Origin of the sequence: Flavobacterium sp., assembly GCF_039595935.1 — a bacterium.
Classification (GTDB): domain Bacteria; phylum Bacteroidota; class Bacteroidia; order Flavobacteriales; family Flavobacteriaceae; genus Flavobacterium.
This window is the reverse complement of sequence record NZ_JBCNKR010000004.1, coordinates 488,249-505,376: the sequence shown is the minus strand read 5'-3', so window position 1 is coordinate 505,376 and position 17,128 is coordinate 488,249. Positions and strand designations below refer to the sequence as shown.

The following is a 17,128-nucleotide window of genomic DNA, read 5'->3' as shown; positions in this document are numbered from 1 at the left end:
AGTAGCTCCATACAGAAAAACTACCAATCTTTGTAGAATATCGGGCGAAGATTCCTCCTTCGTCGGAATGACAAAAGAACTAAAAATAAAATAATGTTTAAAACCAATCATATTCAGCAATTTTTCAACTTTCGACTTTCGACTTTCGACTTTTTGACTGTAATTTTACTTCTAACATCTTACGCGACTCACGCTCAATCCGTAACAGGAGAACCAGCGGGAGTTCCAGAGTTGCACAAAAAGTACGAATTTGCTCCGTGGGAAGATCCAACAATCACGAGTATCAACAGACAGCCATCAAGAGCGACTGCTTATTCCTATACTTCTGTTCTAGACGCATTAAAAGGCGACAGAACCAAAAGTCGAATGCAAATGCTTACGGGCGATTGGGATTTCAAATATGCGGTAAACTTAAAAGAAGCTTCAAAGGATTTTTACCAAAACAAAGTATCTGGCTGGGATAAAATCGAAGTGCCTTCAAACTGGGAAATGAAAGGGTATGATAATCCAATTTACAAAAGTGCCGTTTATCCATTTCGACCGATAAATCCGCCTTATATTCCGAAAGATTATAATGGAGTAGGTTCTTACCAAAGAAGTTTTACGGTTCCGGAAAATTGGAAAGATATGACTATGACTTTACATTTCGGAGCAGTAAGTTCGGGTTTTGAAGTTTGGCTTAACGGAGAATTTTTAGGTTATGGAGAAGACAGTTTTCTGCCATCAGAATTTGATATTACGCCGTATATAAAAGCAGGAGAAAATGTAGTTTCTGTTCGTGTAATTCGTTGGACAGACGGTTCTTATTTAGAAGATCAGGATCATTGGCGTATGAGCGGAATCCAGCGTGAAGTTTTTATTATGGCTGAGCCAAAACTCCGTATTCAGGATTTCTTTGTCCAAACCAAATTAGACAAAGAATACAAAGATGCAATTTTTAAACTGCGTCCAAAAGTGGAGAATTTGACTGGTGCAAAAATCAAAGATTACACCATGAATGTTCAGTTGTACGATGCCAATAATGTGGCAATGTTCAAAGAACCGCTTCAAAGACCTGTAATTGATTTAATTAACGAAAGTTATCCTCGCTTGGATAATGTTCGCTTTGGATTCTTTCAGGAAACGATCAAAAATCCAAAAAAATGGAGTTCAGAAGTGCCGAATTTGTATACGATGGTCATTTCGATAAAAGATAAAAACGGAAACGTTACCGAAGCCAAAAGTTGTAAAGTTGGTTTCCGTTCGATTGAATTTTCGAAAGAAAATGGCAAAATGCTTATCAACGGAAAAGAAACTTATGTTTATGGCGTAAACCGTCACGATCATCATCCGACAAGAGGAAAAGCCGTTACAAGAGAAGATATCAAACAAGATATAACTACAATTAAAAAGTACAATTTCAATTTTATACGTACGAGCCATTATCCAAACGATCCTTATTTCTATGAATTGTGCGATCAATACGGAATCATGGTTATGGACGAAGCCAATCAGGAAACACACGGAATTGGCGGTAAATTAAGCAACGATCCGCTTTGGACAAACGCTTATATGGAAAGAATGATCCGAATGGTCGAAAGAGATAAAAACCATCCATCGGTCGTAATGTGGAGTTTAGGAAACGAAGGCGGAAAAGGGCCAAACCATTCTGCAATGTCGGGCTGGGTTCATGATTTCGATATTACACGTCCGGTGCATTACGAACCAGCACAAGGAAATGCTAAATTAGACGGATATATTGATCCGCTTGATCCAAGATATCCGAAAACAATCGATCACGCTTACAGATTTGAAAATCCGCAAGATGACTCTTATGTCGATATGGTCAGTCGTTTTTATCCTGGCGTTTTCACACCAAAATTTTTGGTCGATCAAAAGAAAGATACACGTCCGATTATTTTTGTTGAATATTCTCATGCAATGGGAAATTCAGTTGGAAATTTAAAAGAATTATGGGATGAATTTCGTTCGCTTCCAAGAGTTATTGGAGGTTGTATTTGGGAATTTAAAGATCAGGGAATCGTGAAATTTGATTCCAGATCTGGTCAGAATTATTTTGCTCATGGAGGAGATTTTGGCGAAAAATATCATGACGGAAACTTCAATACAAAAGGAATTGTAGATTCTAACGGAAAACCAAAAGGTTCGATTTTTGAAAATAAATGGGTGTATCAGCCAGCGATTTCGACTTTAAAGGGAAATCAGTTAGAAATCAAAAATCGTCAGGCTGTTAAATCTTTAGAAGGTTATATTCCGGTTTTAAAAGTGTTGGAAAATGGAAATGTGATTAAAACTCAGATTTTAAAACCGTTAAAAGTAGAAGCAGGACAATCAACAACTTTAGATATCAGTTCTTATCTTCCAAAAATGAAAGCTGATGCGGAATATATTTTAAATATAGAATTCCAACTTTCAAAAGACGAGCTTTGGGCTTCAAAAGGTTACGCTGTCGCGGAAGATCAATTTATAGTGAAAAAGAAAGAAGTCATTTCGTTAGAATCTAAAAAAGAAACTCTAAATGTTTCTGAATCAGATTCAGATTTCAAAATCAAAGGAAAAACTTTTGATATCACAATTGGAAAAATAAACGGAGCTTTGAGTTCTTATATTTTTAATGGAGAAGAACAAGTTTTTGCACCTCTATTGCCCAACTTTGTAAGACCGCTTACAGATAACGATAAACGTGGATGGAAATCGCAAAAGTTGTTGAAACAATGGTACAAAGCGAAACCAAAACTGGTTAACATTTCAATTGATAAATCAGCTTCTGAAATCAAAATTATAAGTGATTATGAAGTTATAAAAGATAGTGCAAGCGTAAAAGTGATCTATAATATTTTACCAAACGGATTAATAAAAGTAGATTACAGTTTAAAAGCATCGAACAAATTGCCGAACATTCCAAAAATCGGGATGCAGATGGGGGTTAAAAGAAGTTTCGACCAGATTTCATGGTACGGAAAAGGTGAACTAGAAAATTACAGCGACAGAAGTTTTGGTTCGTTTGTTGGAAAATATTCGCTTCCAATAAATGATTTTATCGAACATTATCCAAAACCACAGGAAAACGGAAATAGATGTGATGTAAGATGGATGGCATTAAGCACTCCGCAGAAAAATAACGGATTTTTAGTTGTAAATGAGTCCAAACTTTTAAGTATGAGCGCATGGCCATACACACAAGAAAACCTTAGCGCATCAGGACATACGTACGATTTGAAAGATCCAGGATTTTTAACGCTAAACATCGATTTAATCCAAATGGGAGTAGGAGGAAACGACAGCTGGACGATTGTAGCACAGCCATTGGAACAATATCAGATTAAATCTGGAAATTATGAATACAGTTTTTATTTGACGCCTTTTAGCGGTTCGAAGAATGAATTGGAAGATAGTTTGAAGAAGTTTAAGTATTAGAGTGATTGAGAATTAAAAAAATAAAAAAAATCTGCTAAATCTGCGGGAAAAATTTACTCTCGCAGATTTTGCAGATTAGGCAGATTTTATAAAAAATAAAAATTTAAGATATAGTTTGTCATTTTGAGGGACGAGACCCGAGCGATAGCGAACAGACGAAGCAAATCACATAAGAAATTCGACAAAGATTATCAAACATAGCCCGAGGTTTCAACCTCGGGAAACGCATGGAGAAATCACGTTGCGTCACAATCGTTGAAACCATTGGCTATGTTTTAAATAAGAAATAACACATCAAACCCGACAGGTTTCAAAAACCTGTCGGGTTTACAAACGAAATAAAAACAACAAAAATGTTTCAAAAAAAACACCTCTTTTTTATCCTTCTTCTTGCAAGCCTAGTCTCCGCACAAGAAGTCCATAAAAAAGAAACCACTTTTCAACCAACAATAGAATCCTCAAGGCCTTGGGTGTATTGGTATTGGATGAAATCGGCGTATTCTAAAGTGGGAATTACAGCCGACTTAGAAGCGATGAAATATGCTGGAATTGCGGGCGCTTATCTAATGACGATCAAAGGACCAGCCAATCCGCCATTGATAGAGCCGCCGGTTTTGCAGTTGAGTCCGGAGTTTTGGGATATGATTCATTGGGCTTTTAAAGAAGCCGATCGTTTAGGATTAAAACTAGCTTTTCATGGAGCAGACGGATTTGCAGTTGCAGGTGGGCCGTGGATTACGCCAGAAATGTCGATGCAAAAAGTAGTCTGGTCAACAACTGAAATTTTAGGTGGGAAAAAAATAACTTCAAAGCTGCCAGTTCCAGCGCACTACAAAGACTATTATAAAGACATTGCCACTTTTGCGATTCAGGTAAAAGAATATCAAATCACTTCGCAAATGCAATTGCCAAAAGTAACTACCTCCAATAACACCGATGCATTGTTTTTGGCAGATCCTAAAAAAGACGAGAACTTCAAGTTTGCCGATTCAGGATGGATTCAGTATGAATTTGCACAGCCTTTTACCTGTAAATCTATTGTCATTGAAACCAAAGGAAGAGATTTTCAGGCGCAACGTCTAATTGTAGAAGTGAGTGATGACGGAGTTAATTTTAGATTCCACGAAAGAATGATTGCACCGCGTCACGGCTGGCAAGACATGGATTTCCCCAATACACATACTATTACGCCTTTTACGGCAAAATATTTCAGATTTGTTTATGATCCAAAGGGAACAGAACCCGGCGCTGAAGATTTAGATTTTGCGAAGTGGAAACAGAATTTAAAAGTGAGTAAAATTACACTTTCGAACCAATCACTGATTAATAATTACGAAGGAAAATCGGGAGCAATTTGGCGTTTGACTCTGCAGACTACTGAAAAAGAAATTCCAAATTCTGATGCATTCAAAAAATCAGAAATTATCAATATTTCCAATTTTGTTGATGCTGATGGAAACTTAAATTGGAAAGCACCAAAAGGAAAATGGAAAATTATCCGAATGGGGCATACTTCTACTGGACATGAAAATGCAACTGGCGGAGCAGGAAAAGGGTTGGAAGTAGACAAATTTAATCCCGAGTTAATTCGTTTTCAGTTGGATCATTGGTTTGGAGAAGCTGTTCGTTCTGCTGGCCCAGAACTGGCTTCAAAAGTTTTAGAAATTCTTCATTTTGATAGCTGGGAATGTGGAAGCCAAAACTGGTCTTCGGTTTTTCAGGCTGAATTTAAAAAGAGACGCGGCTACGATCTTCTAGATTATCTTCCAGTTATGGCAGGAATTCCCGTAGAAAGTGCCGATTTTTCAGAGAAAGTTTTATACGATATTAGGAAAACAATTGCCGATTTAGTTGCTGATAATTTCTACGGAACTGTAGCGCAAATCGCAAAAGAAAACAACATAAAATTAAGTGCAGAAAATGTAGCGCCAGTTGTAACCAGCGACGCGTTACTTCATTATAAATATGTTGATTACCCAAGTGGAGAGTTTTGGCTGAAAAGTCCAACGCATGATAAACCTTTTGATATGGTCGATGCCATTTCGGGCGGACATATTTATGGAAAAGATATTATTCAGGCAGAATCTTTTACCGCTCTGCGAATGGATTGGGACGAACATCCCGGAAATTTAAAAACAACGGCAGACCGCAATTATGCTTTAGGAATCAATCGTTTATTCTATCACGTTTTTGTGCATAATCCGTGGACGGATAGAAAGCCAGGAATGACTTTAGACGATATCGGGACTTTTTTCCAAAGAGATCAAACTTGGTGGAAACCTGGGCAAGCATGGTTTGATTATTGTCAAAGAGTACAGTTTCAATTGCAAAAAGGAAAACCTGTAATTGATTTGGCGGTTTTTATTGGAGAAGATTTTCCTTCTCGTTCTTTTGTTCCCGATAGATTAGTACCTTTTATTCCGAATGTTTTCGGAAAGGAAAGATTGGCAAGCGAGAAAATCCGTTTAGAAAATGAAGGTCAGCCAACGGCTAAAATGCCAAAAGAAGTGACCTATTCTAAAAATATCACCGATTTATCACAATGGATTAATCCGCTAAATGGTTATCAATATGATTCTTTTAATGCTGATGTTTTAATTAATAGAGCGAAAGTAGTAAACGGAAAAATCTCATTTGAAGGTGGAATTGAATATGGTGCTTTATTCTTTCCTGGAAGTCATAAAATGGCACCGAATAAGATGCTTTCTTTGGCTTCTGCCGAAAAAATATTGCAGTTGGTAAAAGATGGTGGAACTATTTTTGTAGATGAAAAACCAAATCTTCAACCGGGAATTCAATCAGAAACCGATCAAAAGAAATGGCAAAATGTAATTGATGAAATTTGGAATAACAACAATTCTTCAACATGGAAAATAGGAAAAGGAACAGTTGTTAAATTGCCATATTTAGGCAATGATTTTACTTCTATCGGAGTCACACAAGACGTTTATTTTCCAAATTTAAACCGAGCTGATTCAGAAACATTGGCGTGGGCACATCGTAAATCGTATACTGAAGATATTTATTTCATTTCCAATCAAAAAGCAGAAAAACGTTCTTTTGATGCGTCTTTCAGAATAGCTGGAAAAGTTCCTAAATGGTACAATCCTGTAACAGATCAAACTTCGGCTTTAGCCAATTGGAAAATAGAAAACGGAAGAACAATTGTTTCGATAAGTTTAGATGCGAACGAATCTGGTTTTGTGATTTTTAAGGATGGAACAAAAGAAGTTTTAGCGCAAGGAAAATCATCTGAGTTTGAAAAAGTTCAGACTTTAGATGAAAATTGGGAATTACAATTTGATACAGAATTTAAAGGGCCAAAAGAAGTGGTAAAAACAAACAAACTTTTCGACTGGAGCACTTCTGAAAATGATCAGATTAAGTATTATTCTGGAACTGTAGTTTACAAAAAAGAATTCGTTTGGAAAGGAAAAGAAACCAATAAAATCTGGCTGGATTTAGGTGAAATGGCCAATATTGCCGAAATCAAAATCAACGGAAAAGATTGCGGAACGCTTTGGACTTTTCCTTTCAAAACAGACATTTCAAAAGCTTTACAAAAAGGAAAAAACACGATAGAAATAAAAGTTACAAATACTTGGGCAAATAGATTAATTGGCGATCAAAAATTGCCAAAAGAAGAAAAATTAACGTGGACAACAGCGCCATTTAGATTAGAAGGAGAACCGTTGTTGAAAGCGGGGTTATTTGGGCCGGTTGTGATTTTACAGGAGAAATAAATGTTAGCCACAGATTAAAATGATTATTTGGATTGTCACCCTGAGCGAAGTCGAAGGGCGCTTCAATTGGAATCGGGCTTCGACTTCGCTCAGCCTGACATAACTAAAACTAATAATCCTTTTTAATCCTCTAATCTGTGGCAAAAAATAAATAAAAAATGAAAAAATCAATTATTGCATTATTAACAGTTTTAGCGAGCTTTCAAATCAATGCCAAAATCAAACTGCCAGCATTGTTTACTGATAATATGATGTTACAGCAAAAATCCAACGCACCAATTTGGGGTTGGGCAGAAAAGAACGCTAACATTGTAATCAAAACGTCATGGGATTCTAAAACTTATAAAGTAAAAGCAGACACTTCAGGTAAATGGAAAACAGAATTAAAAACGGTTTCTTTTGGCGGACCTTACACGATTGAAGTTTCAGAAGGAAATGAAAAAGTAACCATCAAAAATGTTTTGTTGGGAGAAGTGTGGCTTTGTTCGGGACAATCGAATATGGAAATGCCTTTAAAAGGTTTTCAGGGACAGCCAGTTAAAAATGGAAACGAAATTATTGTAAGATCAACGAATAAAAACATTCGTTTAATTACGATTCCTAGAGCAACGGTTTTAGAACCTTTACAAGATTTCGAAGGAAAATGGGAAGAAGCTTCTCCAAAATCAACATCCAATTTTAGTGCAACAGCTTGGTATTTTGGATCGCTTTTGCAGGAAGTTTTAGATGTTCCAGTTGGCTTAATTCACGTTTCGTACGGAGGTTCGAGCATGGAAGCGTGGATGAATAAAGAAATGCTGAAAGATTTTTCAAGTGCTAAAATTCCGACCACAAAAGAAGAATTAGGAAAAGATCCAAATCGTGTTCCTACGACTTTGTTTAATGGAATGCTTTCGCCTGTAATTGGTTACGGAATCAAAGGCTGTATTTGGTATCAGGGAGAATCGAATTATGAAAGAGCTTCTGAATATACTGCATTGATGAAAAAAATGGTTTCAAGTTGGAGAACGTTGTGGAATCAGGGAGATTTTCCTTTTTATTTCGCTCAGATTGCGCCGTTTAATTACGCTTCATTTCATCCAAAAGATTATCAGGAAAAATACAATTCGGCTTATTTGAGAGAGGCACAGTTTAAGGCTTCAAAGGAAATTCCGAATTCAGCAATGACAGTTTTAATGGATGTTGGAGAAGAAAATAACATTCATCCAATGGATAAAGAAAAAGGCGGGAATCGTCTGGCTTTTCAGGCTTTGGCAAGAACTTATGGAATTGAAGGTTTCGAATTCGAAAGTCCGAAATACAAATCGATGGAAATAAAAGATGGCGCTGTAACCGTTTCTTTTGATGATGTTACAAACGGAATTACCTCTTATGATAAAGAAGTTTTAGGTTTTGAAATCGCAGGAGAAGACAAAGTTTTTTATCCAGCGAAGACAGTAGTAAGAAGAAAATCAGTAGTTCTGACTTCTGAGAAAGTAAAGAATCCAGTTGCAGTTCGTTATTTATGGAAAGATTTCGCTAAAGCGGAATTGTTTAGTGCAGGAGGTTTGCCAGTTTCATCGTTTAGAACTGACGAATGGTAATTGTGAATTTTGAATGATGAGTTATGAGTTATGAGTTTTGGCATCTAGTTTGTCATTTCGACTGAAAGGAGAAATCACACTAGAAATTCTGCAACAGTAAACGACAATCTTTGTGGTTACGGGTGTGATTTCTCCTTTCAGTCGAAATGACAAAAAAAAACTTTAAAAAAACAATAAAATTGAAATACATAAAATACATACTTCTCTTCACAACGCTTTATCTCAAAGCGCAAATTCCTACGCTTGATAATTACAATCAGGTTTGGACAACACAAAGTCAGAATTCATCAGAATCAATGCCTTTAGGTGGCGGGGATATTGGTATGAATGTCTGGGTGGAGAAAGGCGATTTGTATTTTTATTTTTCACGAAGTGGGACTTTCGATGAGCATAATACCTTATTGAAATTAGGTCGTATAAAAGTGACTTTAATGCCGAATCCGTTTGAAGGGAAAGACGGTTTTCATCAGGAATTGAAACTCAAAGATGGTTATATCTTGGTTGGACAAAATGATACTAAAATCAAACTTTGGGTAGATGTTTTTAAACCGATTATTCATGTCGATTTAGAAAGTAAAAATGCGTTGCAAATGACGGCTTCTTATGAAAGCTGGCGTTATCAGAACCGTTATCCGAAAGGAAAAGAAAACAACGCTAATTCCTATAAATGGGCGCCTCAAGGAGAACTTATTATGTTTAAAGATTCTATTTCGTTTGAAAATAACGGAATCAAATTTTACCACAGAAACAGAGAAAATACAGTTTTTGATGTAGCGGTAAAACAACAAAAAATGGAATCGGTTAAAGACCAAATGCTGAACCCGATTGCAAATCTGACTTTCGGCGGATTTATCTCAGGAAATAATCTAAAACCAAACGGAACGTATTTAGGAAAATACCAATCAACCGATTTTAAAGGTTTTAATTTATCAAGTATAAAACCATCGAAAAAACATTCATTAGAAATATATTTAAATACGAACCAATCTGATTTTTTGACTTGGAATAACGGATTGAAAAGTTTGATTTCTCAAAATAAAAACACAGCCAAACAAGCAGAAAAAAACACGCAAAAATGGTGGAATAATTTCTGGAGCCGCAGTTTTATTTTCACTCAAAAAAATCAATCGATTGAGAAAGATTCAGTTTATCAAATCGGACAGAATTATCAGTTGTTTCGATATATGTTGGGATGCAATGCGTACGGAAAATATCCAACAAAATTCAACGGCGGACTTTTTACGGTTGATCCAGTTTATACCAATAAAGATTTAGATTTTACACCCGATTTTAGAAACTGGGGCGGAGGAACAATGACGGCTCAAAATCAGCGATTGGTTTATTTTCCGATGGTAAAAAGCGGTGATTTTGATATGATGAAATCGCAACTAGATTATTATTTGAACATTCAAAAAAATGCTGAATTAAGAAGCAAAGTTTACTGGAATCACAACGGCGCATCATTCACAGAACAATTAGAAAATTTCGGTTTGCCAAATCCTGCGGAATATGAATGGAAACGTCCCGCAGATTATGATCCGGGAATGGAATATAATGCATGGTTAGAATATGAGTGGGATACGGTTTTAGAATTCTGCCAAATGATGCTACAGCAGAAAGAATATGCAGGAGAAGATATTCAGAAATACAATCAATTCATCATCAGCTGTCTTCGTTTTTTTGATGAGCATTATCAATATTTAGCGAAACAAAGAGGCAGAAAAGCTTTGGACGGAAACGGAAAATTAGTTTTATATCCGGGTTCTGGAGCAGAAACGTATAAAATGGCGAATAATGCCAATAGTACGATTTCGGCTTTACAAGTGATTACAGAAAGTCTTTTAAAGCTTTCTGGGAACCAATTATCAGTTGAAGATGCGGCATATTTAATTGACTTTTCAGGAAGAATTCCGCCTTTGAATTTTGGACAGATTGAAAATCATAAAGTTTTGGTCCCTGCTAAATCCTGGGAAAGAGTCAATAATTCGGAAGTTCCGCAATTGTATCCAGTATATCCGTGGGGCATTTATGGCATTGGAAAACCAGATTTAGAAACGGCTTTAAATACATGGAAATACGACTCTGATGCTATAAAATTTAGAAGTCATATTGGCTGGAAACAAGATAATATTTTCTCGGCTCGTTTGGGTTTAACCGAAGACGCAGCAAAATACAATACAATGAAAATGGCCAATTCAGAAAGACGTTTTCCTGCTTTTTGGGGACCAGGTTTTGACTGGGTTCCAGATCATAATTGGGGCGGTTCGGGAATGATTGGCATGCAGGAAATGCTTTTGCAGGAAGCTGACGGTAAGATTTATCTTTTTCCCGCTTGGCCAAAAGATTGGAACGTTCATTTTAAATTACACGCCAAACAAAATACAACAATTGAAGCCGAGCTTCTAAACGGAGAATTGAAGGTTTTAAAAGTAATTCCTGAAGAAAGAAAAAAAGACATTATAAATCTGCTAGGAAAATCTGAAGCAGAGAAAACGAAATTAAACTAACTATTACTAACAAAAATGATTAAGAAATTAATAAGCGGTGCTGTTTTGTCCCTATTTTTGACCACAAACGGACAAGCACAATCAGTTCAAAATACTGATAAACAAATTGTAAAAGTCGATTTTGACTTTTTTCAAAGAAGATTAGAAGAGGTTCACGATCCGAGTTATGAAGCTTGGGTTATCAATGAAAACAAAGAAGACCAGAAAACGTTTAACGCAGTAAGTTTTAAACTAAAAGGAAACTTCACTTCAAAATGGTATAAAGTGGGTATGAACGCTCCTTTTTACAATAAATTGGGAAGCGACGGATTAATAACAGCTGAAAATTTAGAATTAAAAATCAGTGGTTTAAAAGAAGGTAAACATACGCTTTTGACATTTCATAATGCCTTTGATGTGATTACGGGAAAGACTTTTTCACCCATAAAAATTTATGTGGATGGAAAACTTCAGGAAACCGTAAATGCAAGTCAGAGAGCTAATGCTAAGATTGATGCTTCGATGGCATATATTACTTTTAGTGCCGAAAAAGGAAAAGATGTAATCGTTCGTTTTGAAATCGATCCGACTTCAAATCCAGATATTGTAAAACAGATTGTGATTAATGGTTTTGAATTGGATACGCCAAACTTAATGAATCAGGCTCGTACTCCGGAACCAAAAAACAGAGATGAACATGTTGAAGTAACTAAAAGTTTAATCTTAAAATGGGATGCTCCAAAAAATGTAGTGGCTCATAAAGTGTATTTTGGAACTGATAAAAATGCGGTTGAAACAGCAACCGAATCTTCAAAAGAATTTAAAGGAAAACAAAGCGATAAAAGTTTTACTGTTTCTGACTTATACAGCGGTTCAACGTATTATTGGAGAGTTGACGAAATTGATTCTAACGGAACTGTAACTTTAGGAAATGTATGGTCATTTAAACCTGCACAATTGGCCTTTCCTGGAGCTGAAGGTTACGGAAGATATGCAGTTGGTGGACGTGGAGGAAAAGTAATAGAAGTAACAAACTTGAATGATGACGGACCAGGAAGTCTACGTGATGCCATAAATCAGGAAATTGGACCAAGAACAATTGTTTTTAATGTTTCGGGAAATATCAAATTGGCTTCGAGATTAGTCGCAAATCAGCCATATATTACTATCGCTGGACAAACGGCTCCGGGAGAAGGAATCACAATCAGCAGAGCGCCAATTGGGTTAACTGGAAATGATGGAGTAATTCGCTTTTTGACGGTTCGCATAGGTGGTGGAACTACGTTTGACGGAATGGGATTAACAGGTGCAGATTACAGTATTATTGATCACTGTTCGATAAGCTGGACAATTGACGAATCGTTTAGTTCACGTGGTGCGCATCATATTACGCTACAGCGAACTTTAATTTCAGAAGCTTTAAACGTGGCTGGACATGATAAATATCCTGCTGGAAAAATGCACGGTTTCGCAGCAACAATTGGCGGAGATATTGGAAGTTTCCATCATAATTTATTAGCACATAATCAAGGTCGTAACTGGAGTATTGGCGGAGGTTTAAATGGAGATGGCTATTATACAGGAAGACTGGATATTACAAACAATGTAGTTTACAATTGGGGAGGAAGAACAACTGACGGTGGAGCAAACGAAGTAAATTTTGTAAATAATTACTATAAACCAGGTGTTTCAACAACCATATTTGTGGCTCTAAATGCACAACATGAAGGAGTTGGAAAAGGAATGCAGCGTTACTATTTTGACGGAAACATAATGCCGGGTTATTTTGATGAGAAATCTCAGGATAAAGGAAGAAAATCTACTATAAGTAATAATGAAAAAGTTGAATATGAAACTTTTGTTGATAAACCATTTTTTCCTTCTTACGTAGAAACGCAATCAGCAAAAGCGGCTTACAAAAATGTACTTTCGGATGTTGGTGCTAATCAGCCGTTTTTTGGCAAACATGATAACCGAATTATCGATGAAACTTTAAAAGGAACTTTTACTTATAAAGGAAGCAAAAGCGGTTTAGGCGGAATGATCGATAACGAACAAGATGCTGGAGGATGGCCAAATTTTGTTTCAGAAACTCGTCCAGCTGATTGGGACACCGATCATGATGGTTTGCCAAACTGGTGGGAAAAAGCTTTTGGTTTGAATGAAAACTCCCCTTCAGGAGATTTCTCAGATGCCAATTCAGATACCGATAAAGACGGATTTACGCAGTTGGATAATTATTTAGACTGGTTGGCTCAGCCTCATTTTTTTATCAATTTAAAAGATAAAAAAGTTTTAAACGTGGCAGATTATTTCAAAGGTTTTGAAAATAAACCTGTTTATACTTTCTCTGAAGTAAAAAATGGAAAAGCAAGTTTAAAAGGAAAAGAAATTCAATTCACGGCTTCAGATAAAGGTTTCGCTTCTTTCGTAGTAACTGTAAAAGATGCGGATGGAGATTCAATGAGCAGAACTATAAATTTCTTTGCAAAATAAAAAAAATGGGTTTGCCACGGATTACACGAATTTCCACGAATTAGTTTTTAGCCACTCCCGATAGCTATCGGGATAAAGGATTTGCACAGATTATTAAAAAAAAATCATTTTAATCTTTTTAATCTGTGGCTAAAAAAGAAAGAAAAAATTAGTGCAATTCGTGGCAAACAAAAAAATATTCAAAATGAAAAAGAAGATCATCCTATCATCATTATTTCTTTCAACTGTAATCTTTGGGCAAAATAAAGGTTTGGTTGCCAATTCAGAAAGTCCGTATTCCAAACTACAGAGTGTAGGCTTGCAAGATGTAAAATGGACAAACGGATTCTGGAAAGAACAATTTGATGTAGAAACCAAAAATACCTTGCCGTATATGTGGGATTTGTATCATAATGACGAGATTTCGCATGCCTACAAAAACTTCGAAATTGCGGCTGGATTAAGCAAGGGAGCTTTTAAAGGACCTTCGTTTCATGATGGTGATTTCTACAAGATTTTTGAAGGAATGGCAGCAACGTATGCCGTTACAAAAGATAAAAAACTCGATGCCGAAATGGATAAAGCGATTGCGCTTTTCGCGAAAGTACAGCGTAAAGACGGCTATATCCATACTCCAGTTTTAATTGACGAACGCTGGGGAACTTTAGGGGCAGAAGAAGTTAAGAAACAACTAGGTTTTGAGAAATATAATATGGGACATTTGATGACTGCAGCCTGTATTCATTATCGTGCCACAGGAAAAACAAATTTCCTGAATATTGCCAAAGGCGTTGCTGATTTCTTGTATGATTTCTATAAAAAAGCTTCGCCTGAATTGGCTAGAAATGCGATTTGTCCGTCGCATTATATGGGAATTGTTGAGATGTACAGAACCGTAAAAGATCCAAAATATCTGGAATTGGCGAATAATCTAATTGATATTCGCGGAACGACAAATGACGGAACTGATGATAATCAGGATAGAGTCCCGTTTAGACAGCAGACAACTGCAATGGGACACGCTGTACGCGCAAATTATCTGTACGCAGGAATTGCCGATTTGTATGCCGAAACTGGAGAAAAGAAATTGTTAGATAATTTAGAATCGATTTGGGATGATGTAACGTATCGTAAAATGTACATTACAGGAGGTTGTGGTTCTTTGTATGACGGCGTTTCGCCAGACGGAACTTCTTATGATCCGACTGTGGTACAGAAAATCCATCAGGCGTACGGAAGACCTTTTCAATTGCCAAATGCAACTGCTCACACTGAAACTTGCGCAAATATTGGAAATGTTTTGTGGAACTGGAGAATGCTTCAAATTACAGGAGAAGCTAAATACGCTGATATTGTAGAGCTTGCACTTTATAATAGTGTACTTTCGGGAATGGACTTGGAAGGAGAAAAATTTCTTTATAATAATCCACTGAATGTTTCTAATGATTTACCGTTTCATCAAAGATGGGGAAATATGCGTGAAGGCTATATTGCATTGTCAAACTGTTGTGCACCAAACATGACCAGAACAATTGCCGAAGTTGGAAACTATGCTTACAGTCTTTCAAAAGAAGGTTTGTTTGTCAATTTGTACGGAAGCAATTCTTTGAATACCAAAACAATTAACGGAGAAGCATTAGAAATTGAGCAACAGACCAATTATCCTTGGGACGGAAAAATAACCTTGAAAATTGTAAAAGCTCCAAAAGATTTGCAGGCTTTCTTTTTAAGAATTCCGGGTTGGAGTCAAAACGCTGAAGTTGCTGTAAATAATGCAAAAATTACAGATAAAATTGTTTCTGGAACTTATTTGAAATTAAATCAAAAATGGAAAAAAGGGGATGTTATTGAATTGAATATTCCAATGCCAGTTGAATTAATGGAAGCGAATCCTTTAGTGGAAGAAGTTAAAAATCAGGTTGCTGTAAAAAGAGGTCCTTTAGTATACTGTTTAGAATCGGATCAATTGCCGGCTAAAATTAGTGTGAATGATGTGGCTTTAAAGTTGAATTCGAAATTTAAAACGAACAACTTTACATTAAACAATAGAAATTTAGTGAGTATTGATGCTGAAGCTTTAATAAATTCTAATAATTCATGGGATAAAACATTGTACAAACCGCTTTCTGCAAAAAATGAAAATACTGTACAAGTAAAATTGATTCCGTATTTTGCATGGGGAAACAAAGGAAAAGGAGAAATGACGGTTTGGATGTCGCATTAAAATTATATATAGGTTTCTGTTTTTTCGTAGAGACGCACTGCAGTGCGTCTACGCCATGTATATCAAACATTGTGGTTACGTTGCGTTAGACGCACTGCAGTGCGTCTCTACATATATACATTGTGTAAAAATTTTAAATATTAAAAACATATGAAATATATTATAACCTTATTTTTACTAACAACCCTTTCTCTATCAGCTCAAACGCTCGATAATAAATTGTCATTAACCGTTGCTCAAGACGGTTCAGGAGATTTTAAAACCATTCAGGAAGCGATCAATAATGTTAAAGATAATTCAGAAAAAAGAGTTGTAATTACTATAAAACCAGGAAAGTATGTGGAGAAATTGGAAATTCCTGCTTCGAAACAATTCATTACTTTAAAAGGAACAGATCGAAATAAAACGATTATTTCATTTGATGATTATTCTGGAAAACCGCTTCGTGAACCAGATCCGTCAGGGAAAAAAGAATTTGGAACTTCAACATCTTATTCTTTTTTAATTAAAGGTAATGACTGTACATTAGAAAATCTTACAATTGAAAATACAGCGGGAAGAGTAGGACAGGCGGTAGCTCTTCATATTAAAAGCGATAGAGTTATCGTGAAAAACTGTAATCTTTTAGGCAATCAGGATACACTTTATTTATCAGAAGAAAAAACACGTGTGTACTTTGAAAACTGTTTTATCAATGGTACAACCGATTTTATTTTTGGAGCTGCAACGGCTTATTTTTATAAATGTACGATTGAAAGTTTAACGAATTCCTATATTACGGCGGCTTCGACTCCGCAAGGGCAGGCTTATGGTTTTGTTTTTATAGATTGTAAGCTTACGGCAAAAGATAAATCGGTTGATAAAGTTTTTCTAGGAAGACCTTGGAGACCTTATGCACAAACGGTTTTTATCAATACAGATTTAGGTTCGCATATCATACCAGAAGGTTGGAATGCGTGGATTGATACTAGATTTCCTGATAAAGACAAGACAGCTTATTATGCTGAATATGGAAGTAAAGGCTCAAGTGCCAAAAATATTTCGCAGCGTGTATCATGGTCACATCAATTAAAGAAAGAAGATATTAAAAAATATGATAGAGATTTAGTTTTAAACGGATGGAATCCCAAATAAATAATTCCCGAAATATTCCATGTAGCTCAAAAATACGACAGCAGCTCTTAGTTTTGTTTATATTTT

Annotated in this window: 7 protein-coding genes; all 7 read left to right on the top strand. The window is 36.0% G+C overall.

What is annotated here, in order from left to right; translation table 11 throughout:
• The first annotated feature begins 93 nt into the window (after nucleotides 1–93).
• Nucleotides 94–3,417 (top strand): glycoside hydrolase family 2 TIM barrel-domain containing protein, encoded by a 3,324-nt coding sequence (locus ABDW27_RS02380; protein WP_343694456.1) that lies wholly within the window; start codon nucleotides 94–96, stop codon nucleotides 3,415–3,417.
• 353 nt (nucleotides 3,418–3,770) lie between these two features.
• Nucleotides 3,771–7,160 carry a glycosyl hydrolase gene (locus ABDW27_RS02375; RefSeq protein WP_343694455.1) on the top strand — a complete coding sequence of 1,130 codons (3,390 nt, stop codon included), beginning with the start codon at nucleotides 3,771–3,773 and terminating at the stop codon, nucleotides 7,158–7,160.
• A gap of 158 nt (nucleotides 7,161–7,318) precedes the next feature.
• Nucleotides 7,319–8,743, top strand: coding sequence for a sialate O-acetylesterase (locus ABDW27_RS02370; protein ID WP_343694454.1), 1,425 nt, complete (start codon nucleotides 7,319–7,321; stop codon nucleotides 8,741–8,743).
• Between the two features lie 179 nt (nucleotides 8,744–8,922).
• Nucleotides 8,923–11,250: a DUF5703 domain-containing protein gene (locus tag ABDW27_RS02365; protein WP_343694453.1), complete on the top strand. Its 2,328-nt coding sequence runs from the start codon at nucleotides 8,923–8,925 to the stop codon at nucleotides 11,248–11,250.
• 15 nt (nucleotides 11,251–11,265) lie between these two features.
• Entirely contained in the window at nucleotides 11,266–13,725 is a 2,460-nt protein-coding gene (locus ABDW27_RS02360) for a T9SS C-terminal target domain-containing protein (RefSeq protein WP_343694452.1), read from the top strand.
• 184 nt (nucleotides 13,726–13,909) lie between these two features.
• Entirely contained in the window at nucleotides 13,910–15,928 is a 2,019-nt protein-coding gene (locus ABDW27_RS02355; protein WP_343694451.1) for a glycoside hydrolase family 127 protein, read from the top strand.
• A 150-nt stretch (nucleotides 15,929–16,078) separates the two neighbouring features.
• Complete coding sequence (locus tag ABDW27_RS02350) at nucleotides 16,079–17,062, top strand: pectinesterase family protein (RefSeq protein WP_343694450.1); 984 nt, start codon at nucleotides 16,079–16,081, stop codon at nucleotides 17,060–17,062.
• The last annotated feature ends 66 nt before the right edge of the window (nucleotides 17,063–17,128 follow it).

Bases quoted from the DNA above. Each gene is read 5' to 3' on its own strand.
- ABDW27_RS02380 (WP_343694456.1), top strand. From the start codon at position 94: ATGTTTAAAACCAATCATATTCAGCAATTTTTCAACTTTCGACTTTCG.
- ABDW27_RS02375 (WP_343694455.1), top strand. From the start codon at position 3,771: ATGTTTCAAAAAAAACACCTCTTTTTTATCCTTCTTCTTGCAAGCCTA.
- ABDW27_RS02370 (WP_343694454.1), top strand. From the start codon at position 7,319: ATGAAAAAATCAATTATTGCATTATTAACAGTTTTAGCGAGCTTTCAA.
- ABDW27_RS02360 (WP_343694452.1), top strand. From the start codon at position 11,266: ATGATTAAGAAATTAATAAGCGGTGCTGTTTTGTCCCTATTTTTGACC.
- ABDW27_RS02355 (WP_343694451.1), top strand. From the start codon at position 13,910: ATGAAAAAGAAGATCATCCTATCATCATTATTTCTTTCAACTGTAATC.
- ABDW27_RS02350 (WP_343694450.1), top strand. From the start codon at position 16,079: ATGAAATATATTATAACCTTATTTTTACTAACAACCCTTTCTCTATCA.